This window comes from Enterococcus sp. AZ062 (assembly GCF_051715065.1).
GTDB classification, from domain to species: domain Bacteria; phylum Bacillota; class Bacilli; order Lactobacillales; family Enterococcaceae; genus Enterococcus_B; species Enterococcus_B mundtii.
This window is the reverse complement of record NZ_JBIOTB010000001.1, coordinates 3145496-3161498: the sequence shown is the minus strand read 5'-3', so window position 1 is coordinate 3161498 and position 16003 is coordinate 3145496. Positions and strand designations below refer to the sequence as shown.

The following is a 16003-nucleotide window of genomic DNA, read 5'->3' as shown; positions in this document are numbered from 1 at the left end:
ATAAAAGATCAGATCAATCAAACTGATCCAAACGCCAACGTTCAATGATGTTGTTTAATTTTGTTCCATAATTTGGATCAGTTGCATATGTTCCAGTTAAGGCTTGGGTCGCATCTCGATAAGAACGTGTATTAACTTTCCAAGTTCCACGATAGCGAACAGGGTCCCAAGGTACGCCATATTTCAGTTTCACAGCATTGTCGATGAAAGATTCATCGGTACTTTGATAGACGCGGAATTTAGAATTGACAGGTATCGTGATCCCGTTGACAACTTCATTGGATACATGCCAAACGTAATCATATTTCCCTTCATCTTCCCCATCTTTGAACTTCATTCCAAAGAAATTGTTCGCATTGCGTGCCAAGAAGCTAGTGCCATAGCCGGTCTCTAGAATTGCTTGAGCAAGCATGACAGAAGTGTACAATCCATATGCTGGAGCAACTCGATTTGCACTTTGTGTAATAGAATTGACAAATCTTCCTTCTGGTGTTGAAGTGTCAATTTGACCTAATATGGTCAGTTGATTTGCTTGGTAACCCGCTGGTTTTCGATCATTTTCTACAATCGTGACTTCAATTGCTTCGACAGGTAGACTCATTCCAACTGAGCCTGCTTTTTGACCATTTGAAGCCCAACCTAACCAACCGCGTGAACGGACGAATGAACGATAGTAAATATCGTATTTTTCAGATAATTCACCTGTTAGTTGAAAAGAGAAGGCCTGGAGTGCACGACTATGTCCGACCGAACCTGATATTGCTCCATTCTCAACAGGATTTGTCCATCCACTTGTTGAAATATGTGAATCATATCTAATTCCACCAGAGTAATCACTTTGTTCTAATTGTGCACGAATTGCTTCAAATTGCCGCCCTTGATTCGCATGATTGATTGAATTACTTAGACCATTGCGATTGACCCAACCAATACCAGACACATGACCATCAAAGGAAACCTTAGGTGGCGCAATTCGAAAGGCACGAGCAGTTTGACCTGGGGGAGCTTGCCCTTTTTCGACTAGTTTTATTTGTAAGCTCTCTGCACGATATGAGTAACCTTGTGTGCCAGCTGATTCTCCATTTTTTGCCCAGTCTAACCAGCCGAAGTGTTGGGAGTGGACACGGTAATAAATATCATAGTGGTGACTGATATCACCGGTCAAATTAATTCGGACAGCTTGTAATGCTAAGCTTTGTCCAACGGTCCCTGAAGTTTGTCCTTCCTGAATCCATGAAGTTTCCCAACCACGATGTGCCAGGTGGGATTGGTAAACGATACCACCTTCATAACTATTTTCCGTTAATTTTAATTGAAGTGCCTGTAAGCTAAGTCCTTGTCCGACCGTTCCAACTTGTGTCTCGGCTGTTTGTTCTGGTAGCCATCCTCTAGAAGCTACGTGAGCGTTCGCTAAGACAGAAGGGGTTTTTTCAACATAAGATTCACCCGTTGGTGGCCCATTTTGCTCTTTGGGTAGCAGACGTATTTCAATTGCTTCAATACGATAACCGTACCCCAATGTACCAGCACTATTTCCATTTTCTGCCCAAGGTAACCAGCCTAGATTTTGAGCATGGATTCGGTAATAAATATTGTAATGTGTTGCAAGTTCGTCTGTCAGTCGTATCCTGATTCCTTCAATCTGACGACCTTGTCCTTCTGTTCCCGATATCCCTCCATTTGATACCCAATTTTGCCAACCATGATTTTCAATATAGGAAGTATATTCGATTGATCCAGAAAAGGCAGAAGAGAGATTGACACGTAACGCTTCAATACGTAACCCTTGTCCTTCTGTTCCAGAAATTTCCCCATTCGAAGATTCAGGAAGCCAACCTTGCCCGCGTACATGCGTAGAATAATTTATAGATGCTCTTTGGACGTAAGAATCTCCAAGTTCAGGACCTTGTTGGGAGCGGCTAATTAATTGAATTTCGATGGCTTCGATTCGGAAACCAAAACTGGATGTTCCAGAAGGATTTCCATTTTTTGCCCAAGGTAGCCAACCAAGTTTTTGAACATGAACTCGGTAATAAAGGTTATAATTTTCAGCCAATTCTCCTGTGAGTCGCATATTAATTCCTTCTATTTGAAGACCTTGCCCCTCCGTTCCTGATATTGCTCCATTTGATACCCAGTCTTGCCAGCCAGTTCCTTCAACATAGGAACTATACTCAATCGAACCAGAAAGGGAAGAAGTAAGATTGGCACGTATTGCTTCAATGCGTAGTCCTTGTCCTTCTGTGCCAGACAACTCACCATTTTTTGAGGTGGGCATCCACCCATGTCCACGCACATGTGTTGAGTAACTAATTGAAGTTTCTGTTCTTCTTTCGCTAGGTGAATGATTTGTATCATTGACACTACTATTCGAAGGTATAGTAGGTGTAATATTTTCTGTTTCAGTTGTGTCTGGATCACCTTGTCCCAATTTGTTGAAGTCGTTCTGATCAACATACCCCACCACAACATTGTCATGGGATATTTTATAAAATGAACGGTTATTGATTTGTATTTGTTGATTTATTTCATAAAGTGTTTCAAGATCAGCTTGCATTGCAGATTTTTCAAGCCATGCATCATCTAAAGTGGAATAAATTTTTGCATGATTTTCTGTTAATTTTCCTTTTTCAGAAAGGTTTATTATTTTAGAAGCATGATAAGTTAAATTTTCTGCAAAAATCCAACCGGACTGCGTAGCGCTTTCGACAAAAAAGAATGTTTCCTGATTGGATAATACGATTTTTCGACTCAAAAGAATGTTTCCAGAGAATAATTTTTCATTAGATTGTTGATTAAATGTATCAGTTAGTGATTGTTGTTGCACACTCCCATATTGATCAGTTAAATCTTCTATTTCTCGAATAGTGGTTTTTTCTGTGACCTGCGGATAATACTCTTTGATCAAAGCAAACAAACTATCTTCATTGATCGCTAAAGTTGGATCAATTGAAAGAATATCTGTGAGATTCTCGAGTGAGAGTTGATAAGTTTTAAACTGTTGTGCAAGATAATAAGCTAAAGTTTGTTTGGTTTGTGAGACATCTCCAGTGTAGACAGCTAACTGGATCGTGGATGGATCAGTAGTTCGGGGGTTAGGGACTTGCACATCTGTGGAATTGATTTCATAGATTGTGTTTTCACCAATGTAGCTGTGTGTTGTTTTTTTGTTTTCCTCATCTTCAATAAATGTTTGTTGCATAGTTTCAGTCGCTGATAAGTTGATTCGTTTCGGTTTACTGACACCATCCTTATAGCTTTCTCCTATTAATTGGGGAGTTCCTATTATAGTTGGTGTGTCAGTGCTGGGTGGGGGTATCTCTTCATTTGTGGTTGAAATGGTAGTTGGAGATATTACATTCGTTGTTTTTTCTTCGGTGATTGAACTTGAGGTGGTTTCGGTTTGCTGATTATTGTTTGTTACTGTTTCTGCTAAAGCAATACATGGCGACAATGATGCGTTTAATAACATTATCGATGCAAGCAAAATCCTTACTTTCATCAAATATCCTCCTAATTATAATCTTTTCTTTATTTGATTGATAAGAAAATGTTATTTTTATTTCGGTGTTACTAATATTATTCTATCGTAAATTTAATTATTTTCCAATATATTTTCTAAATTAAGTCAAGAAATGTGGCTCAATGAAAAAATAAAATAAAAACTTACGAAAAATTTTCATTTATGCTATGCTGTTTTTCATGAAAAGGAGTGATTGAAGTGCCAACAAACAAAAAAGAAGGAATTATTTTTACAACAATGATGTGTTTTCTAATGGTTTTAGGGATGAGTATCTATAATCTATGGTTACATAATGCGTTGCATGTATCAAACTTATTCGTAGGCCTTATACCAGGATTTATCGTGGCATTTATCTTAGATGTTTTTATCGTAGGAGTAGTCGCGAAAAAGATTGCTTTCAAATTACCTATAAATAAACAAAATAAAATGCAAATGATCCTTACGATTTCATGTCTCATGGTTTTAGGTATGGTGACATGTATGTCATTATTCGGTATTGTTATTGAACAAGGAATTCCAGAACAATTTCTTTCTGCCTATCTTACAGCTTGGAAAATGAATGTGATCATGGCGTTGCCATTACAGTTATTATTTGTCGGTCCAGTTTCACGTGCAGTTTTGGCGACGATCCAAAAATAAATAAAGAAGTCTCTATGTTGTCGCTAGCAACTTTCAGTTAGATAAGCTAAAATGCAAGCAAGACATAAATGTGAGGCTTAGATGATGATCGAAGAATATTTTAAAGAGGTAGGTTTGACGATGGTAGAACTACCTGTTGAATGGGTAGATGAACAGTTGATTTATCGGGGGTTGATCAAGGAGCTTCCGACGATCAATGCGGAGGCTAATTCAAGGGCAAAAATGCAACAACAATTAGCAGAGACCTACCGAATCTATCGTGAACAACTTCTTCTTGAATCAGAAGAGGAAAAAGAAACTACCACAAATCTGACGAGTGAACAATTATTGCGCTATTACGATGGAGAAACGTTTGATGGCTTTTCTTTATTTGATCAATTAACGGAAGAATAGTCTATCAAGGGAGAATGTACTAATAGTGTTCACTCTTTAGAAACAAGACGACACCCACGAAATTTATTTTAAAATTTTGTGGATGTCGTCTTATTTTTTTTCTTTTAATAAAGAATAATCTGATTTTTACGTAACTTTATTATGAAAGACAACTCGCACATAAAATGTTTCCCGTGAAACATTATTCACGAATTTGTCCGTCTCCGTAGATGATATATTTTGTCGTCGTCAATTCATTCAAACCCATTGGACCTCTAGCATGAAGTTTTTGTGTAGAGATACCGATTTCTGCACCAAAGCCAAAAACTGAACCATCCGTGAAGCGAGTGGACGCATTGACGTAAACAGCAGCTGCATCAACTTCATTTAAAAAGCGTTGGCTTGCTGTGTAACTGTCCGTCACGATAGCTTCGGAATGTTGTGTATTGTGACGGTTGATATGTTCAATTGCTTCGTCCAAAGAATCAACGATCTTAATCGCTAAAATATAATCCAAATATTCTGTATCCCAATCGGTTTCGTCTGCTAAGGTTGCGGTCTCTAAATAATCTAACGCGCGAGCATCTGCATGTAGAGAGACACCATGTTCAACCAGTGCTTGCTCAATAGATGGCAAGAAGAAAGGTGCGATCTCTGAATGGATCAGCAAAGTCTCGGCAGCGTTACAGACAGAAGGGCGAGATGTTTTGGCGTTCACAATGATATCCACTGCCATGGCTAATTGTGCTTCTTTATCGATATAGATATGGTTGTTGCCGGTGCCTGTTTCAATGATTGGGACAGTGGCTTGCTCTTTCACACGTTTGATCAACGAAGCACCACCTCGAGGGATCAATACGTCTAAATAATCTGTTAAACGCATCAATTCCGCAGCGGTCTCATGAGAGGTATCATCCACGAATTGGATCGCGTAAGGCGAAACTTCAGCATTTCCCAATGTTTCTTGAAGTAATTCAACCAACAGTTGATTGGAATGGAAGGCTTCTTTTCCACCACGTAAAATCACTGCATTTCCTGATTTAAATGCGAGACTTGCCGCATCAGTTGTCACATTCGGACGTGATTCGTAGATCATGCCGATGACCCCTAGAGGGACACGCTTCTTGCCAATCAATAAACCGTCTTCGTTTTGCCACATGTGATCGACTTTTCCAATTGGATCGTCTAGTTGCGCCACTTTAATGATTTCTTCCGCCATTGTATGGATACGTTCTGGTGTTAGCCGTAAACGATCTTGCATTGTTTCGCTAATATTATTTTCTGTCGCTTGATCTAAGTCTTTTTGATTGGCTTCAAGAATGGCTAGTTGATTTCTCTTGATTGTTTGTGCCATTTGCAACAATAAGTCATTTTTTTGTTTAGTCGGCATCAAAGCAAGTTCGTGTGCGCCTTTTTTTGCTTGTTTCCCAAGTTGGATAAGATCAGTCATTATAAAACCTCCTTAAATAATGTTCCGATTTCTTTTCCAGCCAAAATATCAAAAATGATTGCTGGATTTTTTCCATTTGCTAAGATCATTGGGCGATTTGCTTCAAAGATCCTTAAAGCTGCTTTTAGTTTGCTTGCCATCCCACCAGTTCCGTAGGTGCTACCAGCACCACCTGCTTGGGCCATCAGTTCATCATCGATTGCGGTAACTGTTTGATACATTTCAGCGTCAGGATTGATGGTTGGATTATCCGAATAAAAACCGTCGATATCTGAAAGAATGATGAGTAGATCAGCGGCAATCAGTTTGGTAACGATCGCAGATAACTGATCGTTGTCGCCAAATTTGGTGGAGTGATCTAATTCATCAACTGCGACGGTGTCATTTTCATTGACGATCGGAATGGTTCCCATTGCTAGTAGCTGTTCTAACGTATTGACAACATTTTTTCGGCTTTCAGGGTAATCGATAACATCTCGCGTCACTAAGATTTGGGCAGTTTGTTGACCATACGCACTGAACCGTTGATTATAGATATTCATCAATTCAGCTTGTCCAATTGCTGCAATCGCCTGTTGTTCTGGGATCGTATTAGGACGCTTTGCTAAATTCATCTTGTGCATCCCAACACCTACTGCACCGGAAGAGACTAAGACGATTTCTTTGCCTTGATTACGAAGGTCAGAGAGAACAAAAGCGAGTTGATCGATTGCGCCCAAATTGATGTTGCCATTTGGATAGATCAACGTACTTGTTCCTACTTTTATAATGATTCGTTTTGCTTCTATTATTTCTTTTCGCATGGAGCACCTCAACTAATCTTTTTTACACAGAAATGATTTTGCTCTATTCTACTTGTTTTCAATCATAAAGTCATGTTTTAATAAACTTTTTTTCAAAAAATCAATAAATTTGTTTCTTAAATAGAGAAAGGAATTTCATGAAGAATTCGTTAACTTTGGGTATTCAGTCGCTTGGTATGTTAAAATAGAACTAGTTTACTCTGGGAGGGATTCGGTGAATAAAAGAGGTTTTGAAGTAATTACATGTTATCAGGATCAACAGATCCAATTGCCGCAAAGAGCGACTCATCACGCTGCCGGTTATGATTTTGAAGCAGCAGAAGATGTGGTGATTCCAAGTGTTTGGAAAGCCGGGTTCAAGCAAGGACTAACAGCTGTATCAGATGCGCTGATCTCTGAAATGTCAGCAGAGGAAAAGAAAATCAAACCCGTTTTAGTGCCTACAGGAATCAAAGCGTATATGGGTGAGGATGAATTCTTACAATTAGCCAATCGTTCAAGCAATCCATTAAAACGTTTTTTGATTTTGACGAATGGTGTCGGCGTGATCGACAGTGACTATTATAATAACGAAGCAAATGAAGGGCATATCATGTTCCAATTCACGAATTTTGGTTTCAAAGATGTAGTGATCAAAAAAGGGGAAAGAATTGGGCAAGGAATCTTCCTACCGTTCTTAAAAGCGGACCAAGATCAAACCGCTAATGCTCGTCAAGGTGGATTTGGTTCATCCAACCAATAAGCAAAGTAGATTTAAGTTATCTTTAACTCAAGAAAAGTAAAATGAAAGACAGGTGGTACACCGAAATGGCCAAAAAAGCAAAAGTTCAATTTGTTTGTCAAAATTGTGGCTATGTGTCGCCTAAATTTTTAGGACGTTGCCCAAATTGTGGCAAATGGAATACCATGGTTGAAGAAATCGAACAAGATACAACGGACCGCAGAGTACGAACGAGTTTGACCGGAGAAAAAGCCAAGCCAACAAAAATCGCTGAGGTGGTTCCTAAGAAAGAACCACGAGTAAAGACGAAGCTAGAAGAATTGAACCGTGTTTTAGGCGGTGGTGTGGTTCCTGGCTCGATGGTTTTGATCGGTGGCGATCCTGGTATCGGAAAATCCACCCTACTCTTGCAAGTATCACAGCAACTGGCTGCTATTGGTGGAAAAGTCCTTTACGTATCGGGAGAAGAGAGTGCGGACCAAATCAAGTTGCGTGCAGAACGATTAGGTTCGATCGACACAGAGTTTTACTTGTATGCAGAGACAGATATGAATGAAATCAGTCGAGCCATCGAACAAATTTCACCTGATTATGTCATTATCGATTCGATCCAAACAATGACTCAACCTGATATTACGAGTGTCGCTGGTAGTGTTAGTCAAGTGCGAGAAACCACAGCTGAGCTATTGAAAATCGCAAAAACAAACGGTATTGCCATATTTATAGTAGGTCATGTCACGAAAGAAGGCTCGATTGCAGGTCCGCGCATGTTAGAGCACATGGTTGATACGGTCTTGTATTTTGAAGGTGAGCAACATCATAGTTTTCGTATTTTACGTGCCGTCAAAAATCGGTTTGGTTCCACCAATGAGATCGGTATTTTTGAGATGCACGCCCATGGGCTTGAAGAAGTAGCGAATCCTTCACAGATTTTCTTAGAAGAACGATTGGATGGAGCGACAGGTTCAGCGATCGTTGTCGCCATGGAAGGAACACGCCCGATCTTAGTAGAGATCCAAGCTTTAGTCACACCCACGATGTTCGGAAATGCCAAACGAACAACGACTGGTTTAGACTTTAATCGGGTGTCATTGATCATGGCAGTCTTAGAAAAACGGGCAGGATTATTGTTGCAAAATCAAGATGCTTACTTAAAAGCAGCTGGTGGGGTAAAATTAAATGAACCTGCGATCGATTTAGCAATTGCAGTCAGTATTGCGTCTAGTTACAAAGAAAAAGGAACACAACCAACGGAGTGTTTTATTGGAGAAATCGGTCTGACTGGTGAAATCAGAAGAGTCAACCAAATTGAACAACGAGTAAAAGAAGTACAAAAATTAGGTTTTACAAAAGTATATTTACCTAAAAATAATTTAGGTGGTTGGAATATTCCAGAGGGTATCGAAGTCGTAGGTGTTGCTACACTTGATGAAACTCTTAGACGAGTATTTCGATAAAATCAAAATGAAATGGAGGAAACAGGATGCAAAAACGTGTCATCACCTTACTGATGATCATCGTTGGTGCCAGCTTAGGGATTTCTTTTTTACCTACAGCTTGGCAGGCGATCGGTCAACAGACGAATGGATGGCTGAATAACACCTTTACCAATAGCTTGTTAGGTGCACTTATTTTCTTTCTATTATCTTTGCTATTGGCAAAACATATAACAGCAGTCATCAAGCAAATTGAAGAAAAATTAAGTGAGGTCAGCTTGACGTATCTCTTATTTGGCGCAATCGGAGCAATTATTGGCCTAACGTTGGGGGTTGTGATTTCAACACCGCTTTACAATATTGAAATACCTTTTGTAAACAGTGTTTTACCCATCTTATTGATGGTGATCCTTGGCTATTTGGGCTTGCGAATGGGAACGACCCGCATCGAAGAATGGAAGAAAATATTTGGACCAAGAAGTAAAAAGGTCGAACAAGAAACACCTAGTCAGGTGGAAAGCCAGTTATTAGAACGCAAACTAGATGATCATTTTCATAAATATAAAATTTTAGATACAAGCGTCATTATTGATGGACGTATTTACGACATCACAAAAACGGGATTTCTAGAAGGAACGTTGATGATCCCAAATTTCGTTCTATATGAATTACAATATATCGCTGATTCTGGCGATAGCTTGAAACGGGTACGTGGGCGTCGCGGACTAGATATTTTGAACGCGTTACAAAAAGAAGAAGGTATTTCAGTTGAGATGTATGATGGCGATTTTGAAGACATCAGTGAAGTAGATAGTAAGCTGATCAAATTGGCAAAACTATTAGATGGTGTCATCGTGACCAATGATTATAATCTTAACAAAGTTTCTGAATTTCAAAATGTACCAGTTCTCAACATCAATGCACTTGCTAACGCAGTGAAGCCAGTCGTTATTCCCGGTGAGAATATGAATGTACTAGTGGTCAAAGCAGGTACAGAACGTCAACAAGGGGTTGCTTATCTAGATGACGGCACAATGGTGGTTGTTGAAGATGGACAACATTACATGAATGAACGGATCGAAGTTGTAGTAACGAGTGCACTACAAACAGCTGCCGGCCGAATGATCTTTGCAAAACCTGCTCATGCGGGTAGAGGAATCGATAACAAGCGTGAAAATGAGAAAAAAGCGAAATAAAAACGTAATATGGTAAATATGAGGCAGTTAGACATCGTAAGATTTTTTTGAGAGATGGTTTTTGCTTCCTCAGTTTAGCTAGAGCAGGCGAGGATTGAAAAGTAGGCCAAACTATTTTTTCGATTCCCGCCTTCTTACGTAGATTTGAATGACTTTTTCATAATCTCTTTACTATTTAACGTATAAAAGGTAAAATTTGTGCTGAGTAGCTTTAAATTTCAACATTTATCGCTAAAGGAGATCCAACCCAAAAAAATCTGATCAGATGTTGTATTGTCAGTTGTTTTGGGCGTCTCAAAGACTAGTTTGAAAGAAGAGGAAGAAAATGACGAAAGTACGCGTACGTTATGCACCAAGTCCAACAGGGCATTTGCATATTGGGAATGCACGAACTGCATTATTCAATTATTTATTTGCCCGTCACAATGATGGAGATTTCATTATCCGCATTGAGGACACTGACCAAAAACGAAACATTGAAGATGGCGAAAAAAGCCAATTAGAGAATCTTGCATGGTTAGGGATGGAATGGGATGAATCACCTGAAAATCCAGGTGAATACGGTCCTTACCGTCAATCTGAAAGAAAAGAAATCTACCAACCATGGATCGATCAGTTATTAGCAAGTAATCGTGCTTACAAATGCTATTGTTCAGAAGAAGAATTAGAAGCAGAACGTGAAGCGCAACGTGCCCGTGGCGAAATGCCTCACTACGCTGGGACTTGTGCGAACTTGTCACCTGAAGAACAAGCGAAAAAAGAAGCAGAAGGCATTGTACCGGTGATTCGTTTCCGTGTGCCTCGCAATACAGAATATGCGTTTACCGACATGGTCAAAGGAGACATCACCTTTGAATCAGACAATATCGGTGGGGATTATGTCATCCAAAAACGTGATGGTATGCCAACCTATAACTTTGCGGTAGCTGTTGACGATCATTTAATGAAGATCACTCACGTGTTACGTGGGGATGACCATATTGCGAATACGCCAAAACAATTAATGATCTATGAAGCGTTTGGTTGGACTGCGCCAACATTTGGGCATATGACCTTGATCATCAATTCTGAAACGGGCAAAAAATTAAGTAAACGTGATGAATCGATTTTACAATTTATCGAACAATACCGTGAATTAGGCTACCTACCAGAAGCGATGTTCAATTTTATTGCTTTACTAGGCTGGTCTCCTGTCGGTGAAGATGAATTGTTCAGTCAAGAAGAATTGATCAAAATGTTTGATCCACAGCGCTTGAGCAAATCACCAGCTGCATTTGACGCGAAAAAATTACAATGGGTGAACAACCATTACATCAAAGAAATGGATCTAGATGCATTGACAGAAATGTGTTTACCTTATTTGATCGCTGATGGTCGTGTGCAAGAAAATCCAGATGCACAAACAATCGAATGGGTGAAAAAAATCGTTCGTCTGTATCAACCACAAATGAGTTATGCAGCGGAAATCGTTGAGGTATCAACATTATTCTTTAACGAACATCCTGTATTAGATGAAGCAGCCAAAGAAGTATTAGCGGGTGAAACGGTTCCGACTGTGTTGAAAGCTTTCAAAGAACAACTTACTCAAATGGAAGTTGTAGATGCACCCACAGTCAAAGCAGCAATCAAAGCAGTACAAAAAGAAACAGGGGTAAAAGGAAAGAACCTATTTATGCCGATCCGTGTCGCTGTTTCAGGACAAATGCATGGACCTGAATTACCAGAAACAATCGAATTGTTAGGGAAAGAAAAATCTTTAGCACATTTAAATCAAGTATTGAACTAAACACGATGAACAGAAAGAAGTAAAAAAAGAATGGTTTCAAGAGAGTCAACGGGTGGTGTAAGTTGTCAATTGTTCTTTTTTGAAATGCCTCTGGGAGTGGTCTTTGCGAAGAGGGGTTGATCAATATCAATCCTTGAAAGTAGCGAAGAACGAATAGCAGACGTTACCTGTTAGAGATAATCATTTGATTATGAAAAAAAGTGGAACCACGCCTCATAGCGTCTTTTAATAAGGAAACTTATTAAAAGACGTTTTTTAGTTGTCTTTCGTTGTTCATACATACAGTCGAAAAAAGAAAGGAGAGGAAGTTGATGGAATGGTTCAAACGAGCTGTCATTGCCGTAAAGAAAAATGATCCAGCAGCGCGTACTACAGCAGAGGTCATTTTGACCTATCCTGGGCTACATGCGTTATTTTGGCATCGTTTCTCCCATTATTTATATCGCCATCGTCTCTATTTGATTGCCAAAATGAATGCCCAATTTTGGCGATTCATTACGGGAATAGAGATACATCCAGGAGCGACGATCGGAACGGGTGTGTTTATCGATCATGGTATGGGGATCGTCATTGGAGAAACAGCAGAAATTGAAGATGATGTGGTCTTGTTTCATGGTGTCACTTTAGGTGGGACGGGAAAAGAAACGGGGAAAAGACATCCAACCGTCAAAAAAGGTGCAATGTTGTCCGCCAATGCCCAAATCCTAGGACCGATCACCATAGGAAAAGATGCGAAAATCGGCGCAGGCGCAGTCGTCTTAAAAGATATACCTGATGGGGCAACAGCAGTAGGGATACCAGCAAAAGTTGTCCGAATCAATGGAGAGAAAGTAGGGGATGAGAATGATAAAAATCTATAATACGCTATCAAGAGAAAAAGAGACTTTTATTCCTTTAAAAGAAGGACAAGTTTCAATGTATGTTTGCGGACCAACTGTTTATAATTATATCCACATTGGCAATGCACGAAGTACGATTGCGTTTGACACGATTCGACGTTATTTGGAATACCGTGGATACCAAGTGAACTACGTATCGAACTTTACAGATGTGGACGATAAAATCATCAAGGCTGCCAATGAGCTTGGGATCACAGCGCCTGAAGTTGCTGATCGTTTTATCAAAGCTTTTGAAGAAGATACGAAAGCATTGAATGTGCAGCCAGCAACGAGCCATCCAAGAGTAATGGACAATATGGAAGATATTCGCGTATTCATCCAAACATTGATCGACAAAGGTTTTGCTTATGAATCGAATGGCGATGTTTATTATCGTACGCGAAAATTTACTGATTATGGTCAATTGAGTGATCAATCGATCGACGAGTTAGAGATTGGTGCAAGTCAACGTACTGGCGCAGAACAGCAACAAAAAGAAGATCCTTTAGACTTTGCCTTGTGGAAAAAAGCAAAACCAGGAGAGATTTCATGGGAATCGCCATGGGGAGAAGGACGTCCAGGGTGGCATATCGAATGTTCCGTGATGGCAACGAAACATTTAGGTGAGACTATTGATATCCACGGCGGTGGCCAAGATTTGGAGTTTCCTCATCATGAGAACGAGATTGCCCAAAGTGAAGCGAAAACAGGCAAAAAATTTGCGAACTATTGGATGCACAATGGCTATGTGACGATTGGTGAAGACGATCAAAAAATGAGTAAATCTTTAGGGAACTTTATCACTGTCCACGAAATGATCCAAGAGGTAGACCCACAAGTGTTACGCTTCTTTATGGCAACCACACAATATCGTCGACCGATCCGCTATAGTGAAGCAACGATGAAAGAAGCAGCGACAAATTTACAACGCTTGAAAAATACGTTTGATAATCTAAACTTCCGTTTTGAAAATGCGGTAGAAGCCCAGTCGGAAGATGAGAGACAGGTAACAGAACTGGAACAATTAGAAACACGATTCATCAAAGAAATGGACGATGATTTCAATGCGGCTAACGGCATCACAGTTGTCTATGAATTAGCAAAATGGATCAATACGTATTTGGAACAACCGACTGTCTCCAAAACGATCCTATCCAAAAGTGAGGCACTATTTACCCAATGGTTGTCGATCTTTGGTATCTTATTTACGACAGCAGAAATGTTGGATGAAGAAATCGAGCAACTGATCGAAGAACGAACACAAGCCAGAAAAAACCGAGATTTCGCTCGTAGTGATGAAATTCGGGACCAATTAAAAGAAAAAGGTATCTTGTTAGATGACACTCCACAAGGTACTCGTTGGAGAAGAGAAGCATGAGAGATCATACACAACTAAATGGTTTAGCACTTGCTTATGTTGGAGATGCTATCTACGAAATCTATATTCGAGATTACTTGATTGAAAAAGGTGAAACAAAGCCGAATAAACTGCACCGAGCAGCGACACACTATGTTTCGGCAAAGGCACAAGCTTTTTTGATCCAACAAATGTTGCAAGAAAACCTGTTAACAGAAAATGAAGAACTTTACTATCGCAGGGGTAGAAATGCCAAAAGCCATACGAGTGCAAAAAATGCGGATATTACCACTTATCGCGTTGCAACAGGGTTTGAAGCCTTGATGGGCTACTTACATCTAACAAAACAAACCGAACGTATGGAAGAATTGATCAATTGGTGTATTGAGAAAGTAGGTGAAACCCATGAGGAAAGAAAATAAAGAACGTAATTATCAAAAACGAAACAAAAAAGATTCTCAACGTTTTACAAAAGGCAATGAGAAACGTAGTGCCAAGAAGGAAACAGTTTATGTTGGTCAAGAGGACACAACGAGTGAAGACAATTTTGTATTTGGTCATCATGCGACAGTCGAAGCTTTGCAACAAGGTCGTGGAAATAAATTGTTCCTTCAAGAAGATTCACGGGGAGACAAGGTCGAAGAGTTGAAAAATATTGCTCGAGAACAATCGGTACCAGTCAAGTGGGTTCCTAAGCAAAAATTAGACCTACTCAGCGATCGTGGCGTTCATCAAGGGGTGGTATTGGCCATCACGCCTTATGAATATCTAACGTTGGATCAACTATTGGAACAGGCGAAGAGTAAAACAGAAGCACCATTTTTCTTGATCTTGGATAGCATCGAAGATCCTCATAATTTTGGTTCGATTTTACGAACAGCAGATGCTAGTGGGGTAGATGGTGTCATCATCCCTAAACATCGCGCAGTCGGAATCACACCCATCGTGACGAAAACATCGACAGGCGCCGTTGAGCACGTGCCAGTGGCTCGTGTGACGAACTTAGTTCAGACTGTTCAGCAGTTAAAAGAGCAGCAATTTTGGGTATTCGGAACGGATATGGAAGGAACGAATTTCCAATCTTGGAATGCCAAAGGAGCAATTGCGTTAGTGATCGGTAATGAAGGTCGCGGCATGAGTGCAGGCTTAAAGAAAGAAATGGATGAGCTATTGACGATCCCTATGGTCGGTCATGTTCAAAGCTTGAACGCGAGTGTTGCTGCCGGACTTTTGATGTATCAGGCTTTTTCTCAGCGTCAGGGGAATAAGGCATGAAGAAGCAGCTGTTGATCGTCGATGGCTATAATATGATTGGTTCTTGGCCAGAATTAGTCGCACTAAAAAATCAAGATAAAATGGCTGATGCCAGAGAAGCGTTGTTACATCGTTTATCGAATTATGCAAAATATGAAGGTATTGAAGTAATCGTCGTCTTTGATGCGCAATTAGTTCCAGGTATCCAGCAAAATTATCGGAAATACCAATTAGAAGTCGTGTTCACCAAAGAGGATGAAACCGCAGATACGTATATCGAGCGCATCGCTGGAGAGTTGAATACTCGTTTGACACAAGTGACTGTCGCAACGAGTGACTTAGCAGAACAATGGATGATTTTTTCGCAAGGTGCTTTACGAACTTCCGCGTACGAATTATATAAAACAATTAAAAAAACAGAAAAAAATATTACCCAAGATAATATAAATATGCGTTTTATTGATTTTCGACGAAATTCTCCGTGGAATGAAGAACAATTAGAAAAATTGTCCCAAAAATTGGACGATTTAATGAGAAAAGAAAAATAACAGCCAGATACGATTAGTTATTCAATGATTTGATGGTAAG

Annotated in this window: 14 protein-coding genes and 1 other annotated feature; of the genes, 11 read left to right on the top strand and 3 right to left on the bottom strand. The window is 39.8% G+C overall.

The window, feature by feature from the left end; translation table 11 throughout:
* Positions 1-13: 13 nt before the first annotated feature.
* Positions 14-3502, bottom strand: a complete 3489-nt coding sequence (locus tag IGJ00_RS14645; RefSeq protein ID WP_142433069.1) for a glucosaminidase domain-containing protein — start codon at positions 3500-3502, stop codon at positions 14-16.
* Positions 3503-3721: 219 nt separating this feature from the next.
* On the opposite strand from IGJ00_RS14645, the gene IGJ00_RS14640 reads away from it, so the two are divergent.
* Together IGJ00_RS14640 and IGJ00_RS14635 are read left to right on the top strand one after the other, a co-directional pair.
* Positions 3722-4162 carry a DUF2798 domain-containing protein gene (locus tag IGJ00_RS14640; protein ID WP_019723030.1) on the top strand — a complete coding sequence of 147 codons (441 nt, stop codon included), beginning with the start codon at positions 3722-3724 and terminating at the stop codon, positions 4160-4162.
* Positions 4163-4246: 84 nt separating this feature from the next.
* Complete coding sequence (locus tag IGJ00_RS14635; protein ID WP_029594010.1) at positions 4247-4555, top strand: hypothetical protein; 309 nt, start codon at positions 4247-4249, stop codon at positions 4553-4555.
* Between the two features lie 181 nt (positions 4556-4736).
* Here the strand turns inward: IGJ00_RS14635 and IGJ00_RS14630 are convergent, their stop codons facing one another.
* Both IGJ00_RS14630 and proB read right to left on the bottom strand, forming a co-directional pair.
* The gene (locus IGJ00_RS14630; protein ID WP_142433068.1) at positions 4737-5984 is read right to left on the bottom strand and encodes a glutamate-5-semialdehyde dehydrogenase; all 1248 of its coding nucleotides are present in this window, start codon (positions 5982-5984) and stop codon (positions 4737-4739) included.
* Complete coding sequence (gene proB / locus IGJ00_RS14625; RefSeq protein ID WP_074801434.1) at positions 5984-6787, bottom strand: glutamate 5-kinase; 804 nt, start codon at positions 6785-6787, stop codon at positions 5984-5986. Before proB ends, IGJ00_RS14630 begins: the two co-directional genes overlap by 1 nt.
* Positions 6788-7001: 214 nt before the next feature.
* On the opposite strand from proB, the gene IGJ00_RS14620 reads away from it, so the two are divergent.
* From IGJ00_RS14620 to IGJ00_RS14580, 9 genes are all read left to right on the top strand, one after another.
* Entirely contained in the window at positions 7002-7529 is a 528-nt protein-coding gene (locus IGJ00_RS14620; RefSeq protein ID WP_438844562.1) for a dUTP diphosphatase, read from the top strand.
* Positions 7530-7594: 65 nt separating this feature from the next.
* Positions 7595-8965 carry a DNA repair protein RadA gene (radA, locus tag IGJ00_RS14615; RefSeq protein ID WP_019723034.1) on the top strand — a complete coding sequence of 457 codons (1371 nt, stop codon included), beginning with the start codon at positions 7595-7597 and terminating at the stop codon, positions 8963-8965.
* Positions 8966-8991: 26 nt separating this feature from the next.
* Positions 8992-10140 carry a PIN/TRAM domain-containing protein gene (locus IGJ00_RS14610; RefSeq protein ID WP_019723035.1) on the top strand — a complete coding sequence of 383 codons (1149 nt, stop codon included), beginning with the start codon at positions 8992-8994 and terminating at the stop codon, positions 10138-10140.
* Positions 10141-10465: 325 nt separating this feature from the next.
* Complete coding sequence (gene gltX / locus IGJ00_RS14605; protein ID WP_010734061.1) at positions 10466-11926, top strand: glutamate--tRNA ligase; 1461 nt, start codon at positions 10466-10468, stop codon at positions 11924-11926.
* Positions 11923-12155, top strand: a binding site (T-box leader). Its footprint overlaps the gene before it by 4 nt.
* 82 nt (positions 12156-12237) lie before the next feature.
* Complete coding sequence (gene epsC, locus IGJ00_RS14600; RefSeq protein ID WP_010734062.1) at positions 12238-12786, top strand: serine O-acetyltransferase EpsC; 549 nt, start codon at positions 12238-12240, stop codon at positions 12784-12786.
* Positions 12770-14182, top strand: coding sequence for a cysteine--tRNA ligase (gene cysS, locus IGJ00_RS14595; RefSeq protein WP_438844561.1), 1413 nt, complete (start codon positions 12770-12772; stop codon positions 14180-14182). The genes epsC and cysS overlap by 17 nt, the downstream gene beginning before the upstream one ends.
* A complete protein-coding gene (locus IGJ00_RS14590) occupies positions 14179-14583 on the top strand; it encodes a Mini-ribonuclease 3 (RefSeq protein ID WP_010734064.1) in 405 nt (134 codons plus the stop codon). The genes cysS and IGJ00_RS14590 overlap by 4 nt, the downstream gene beginning before the upstream one ends.
* Complete coding sequence (gene rlmB, locus IGJ00_RS14585) at positions 14567-15436, top strand: 23S rRNA (guanosine(2251)-2'-O)-methyltransferase RlmB (protein WP_142433067.1); 870 nt, start codon at positions 14567-14569, stop codon at positions 15434-15436. The genes IGJ00_RS14590 and rlmB overlap by 17 nt, the downstream gene beginning before the upstream one ends.
* Positions 15433-15963, top strand: a complete 531-nt coding sequence (locus IGJ00_RS14580) for an NYN domain-containing protein (RefSeq protein ID WP_104872235.1) — start codon at positions 15433-15435, stop codon at positions 15961-15963. Before rlmB ends, IGJ00_RS14580 begins: the two co-directional genes overlap by 4 nt.
* Positions 15964-16003: the final 40 nt, after the last annotated feature.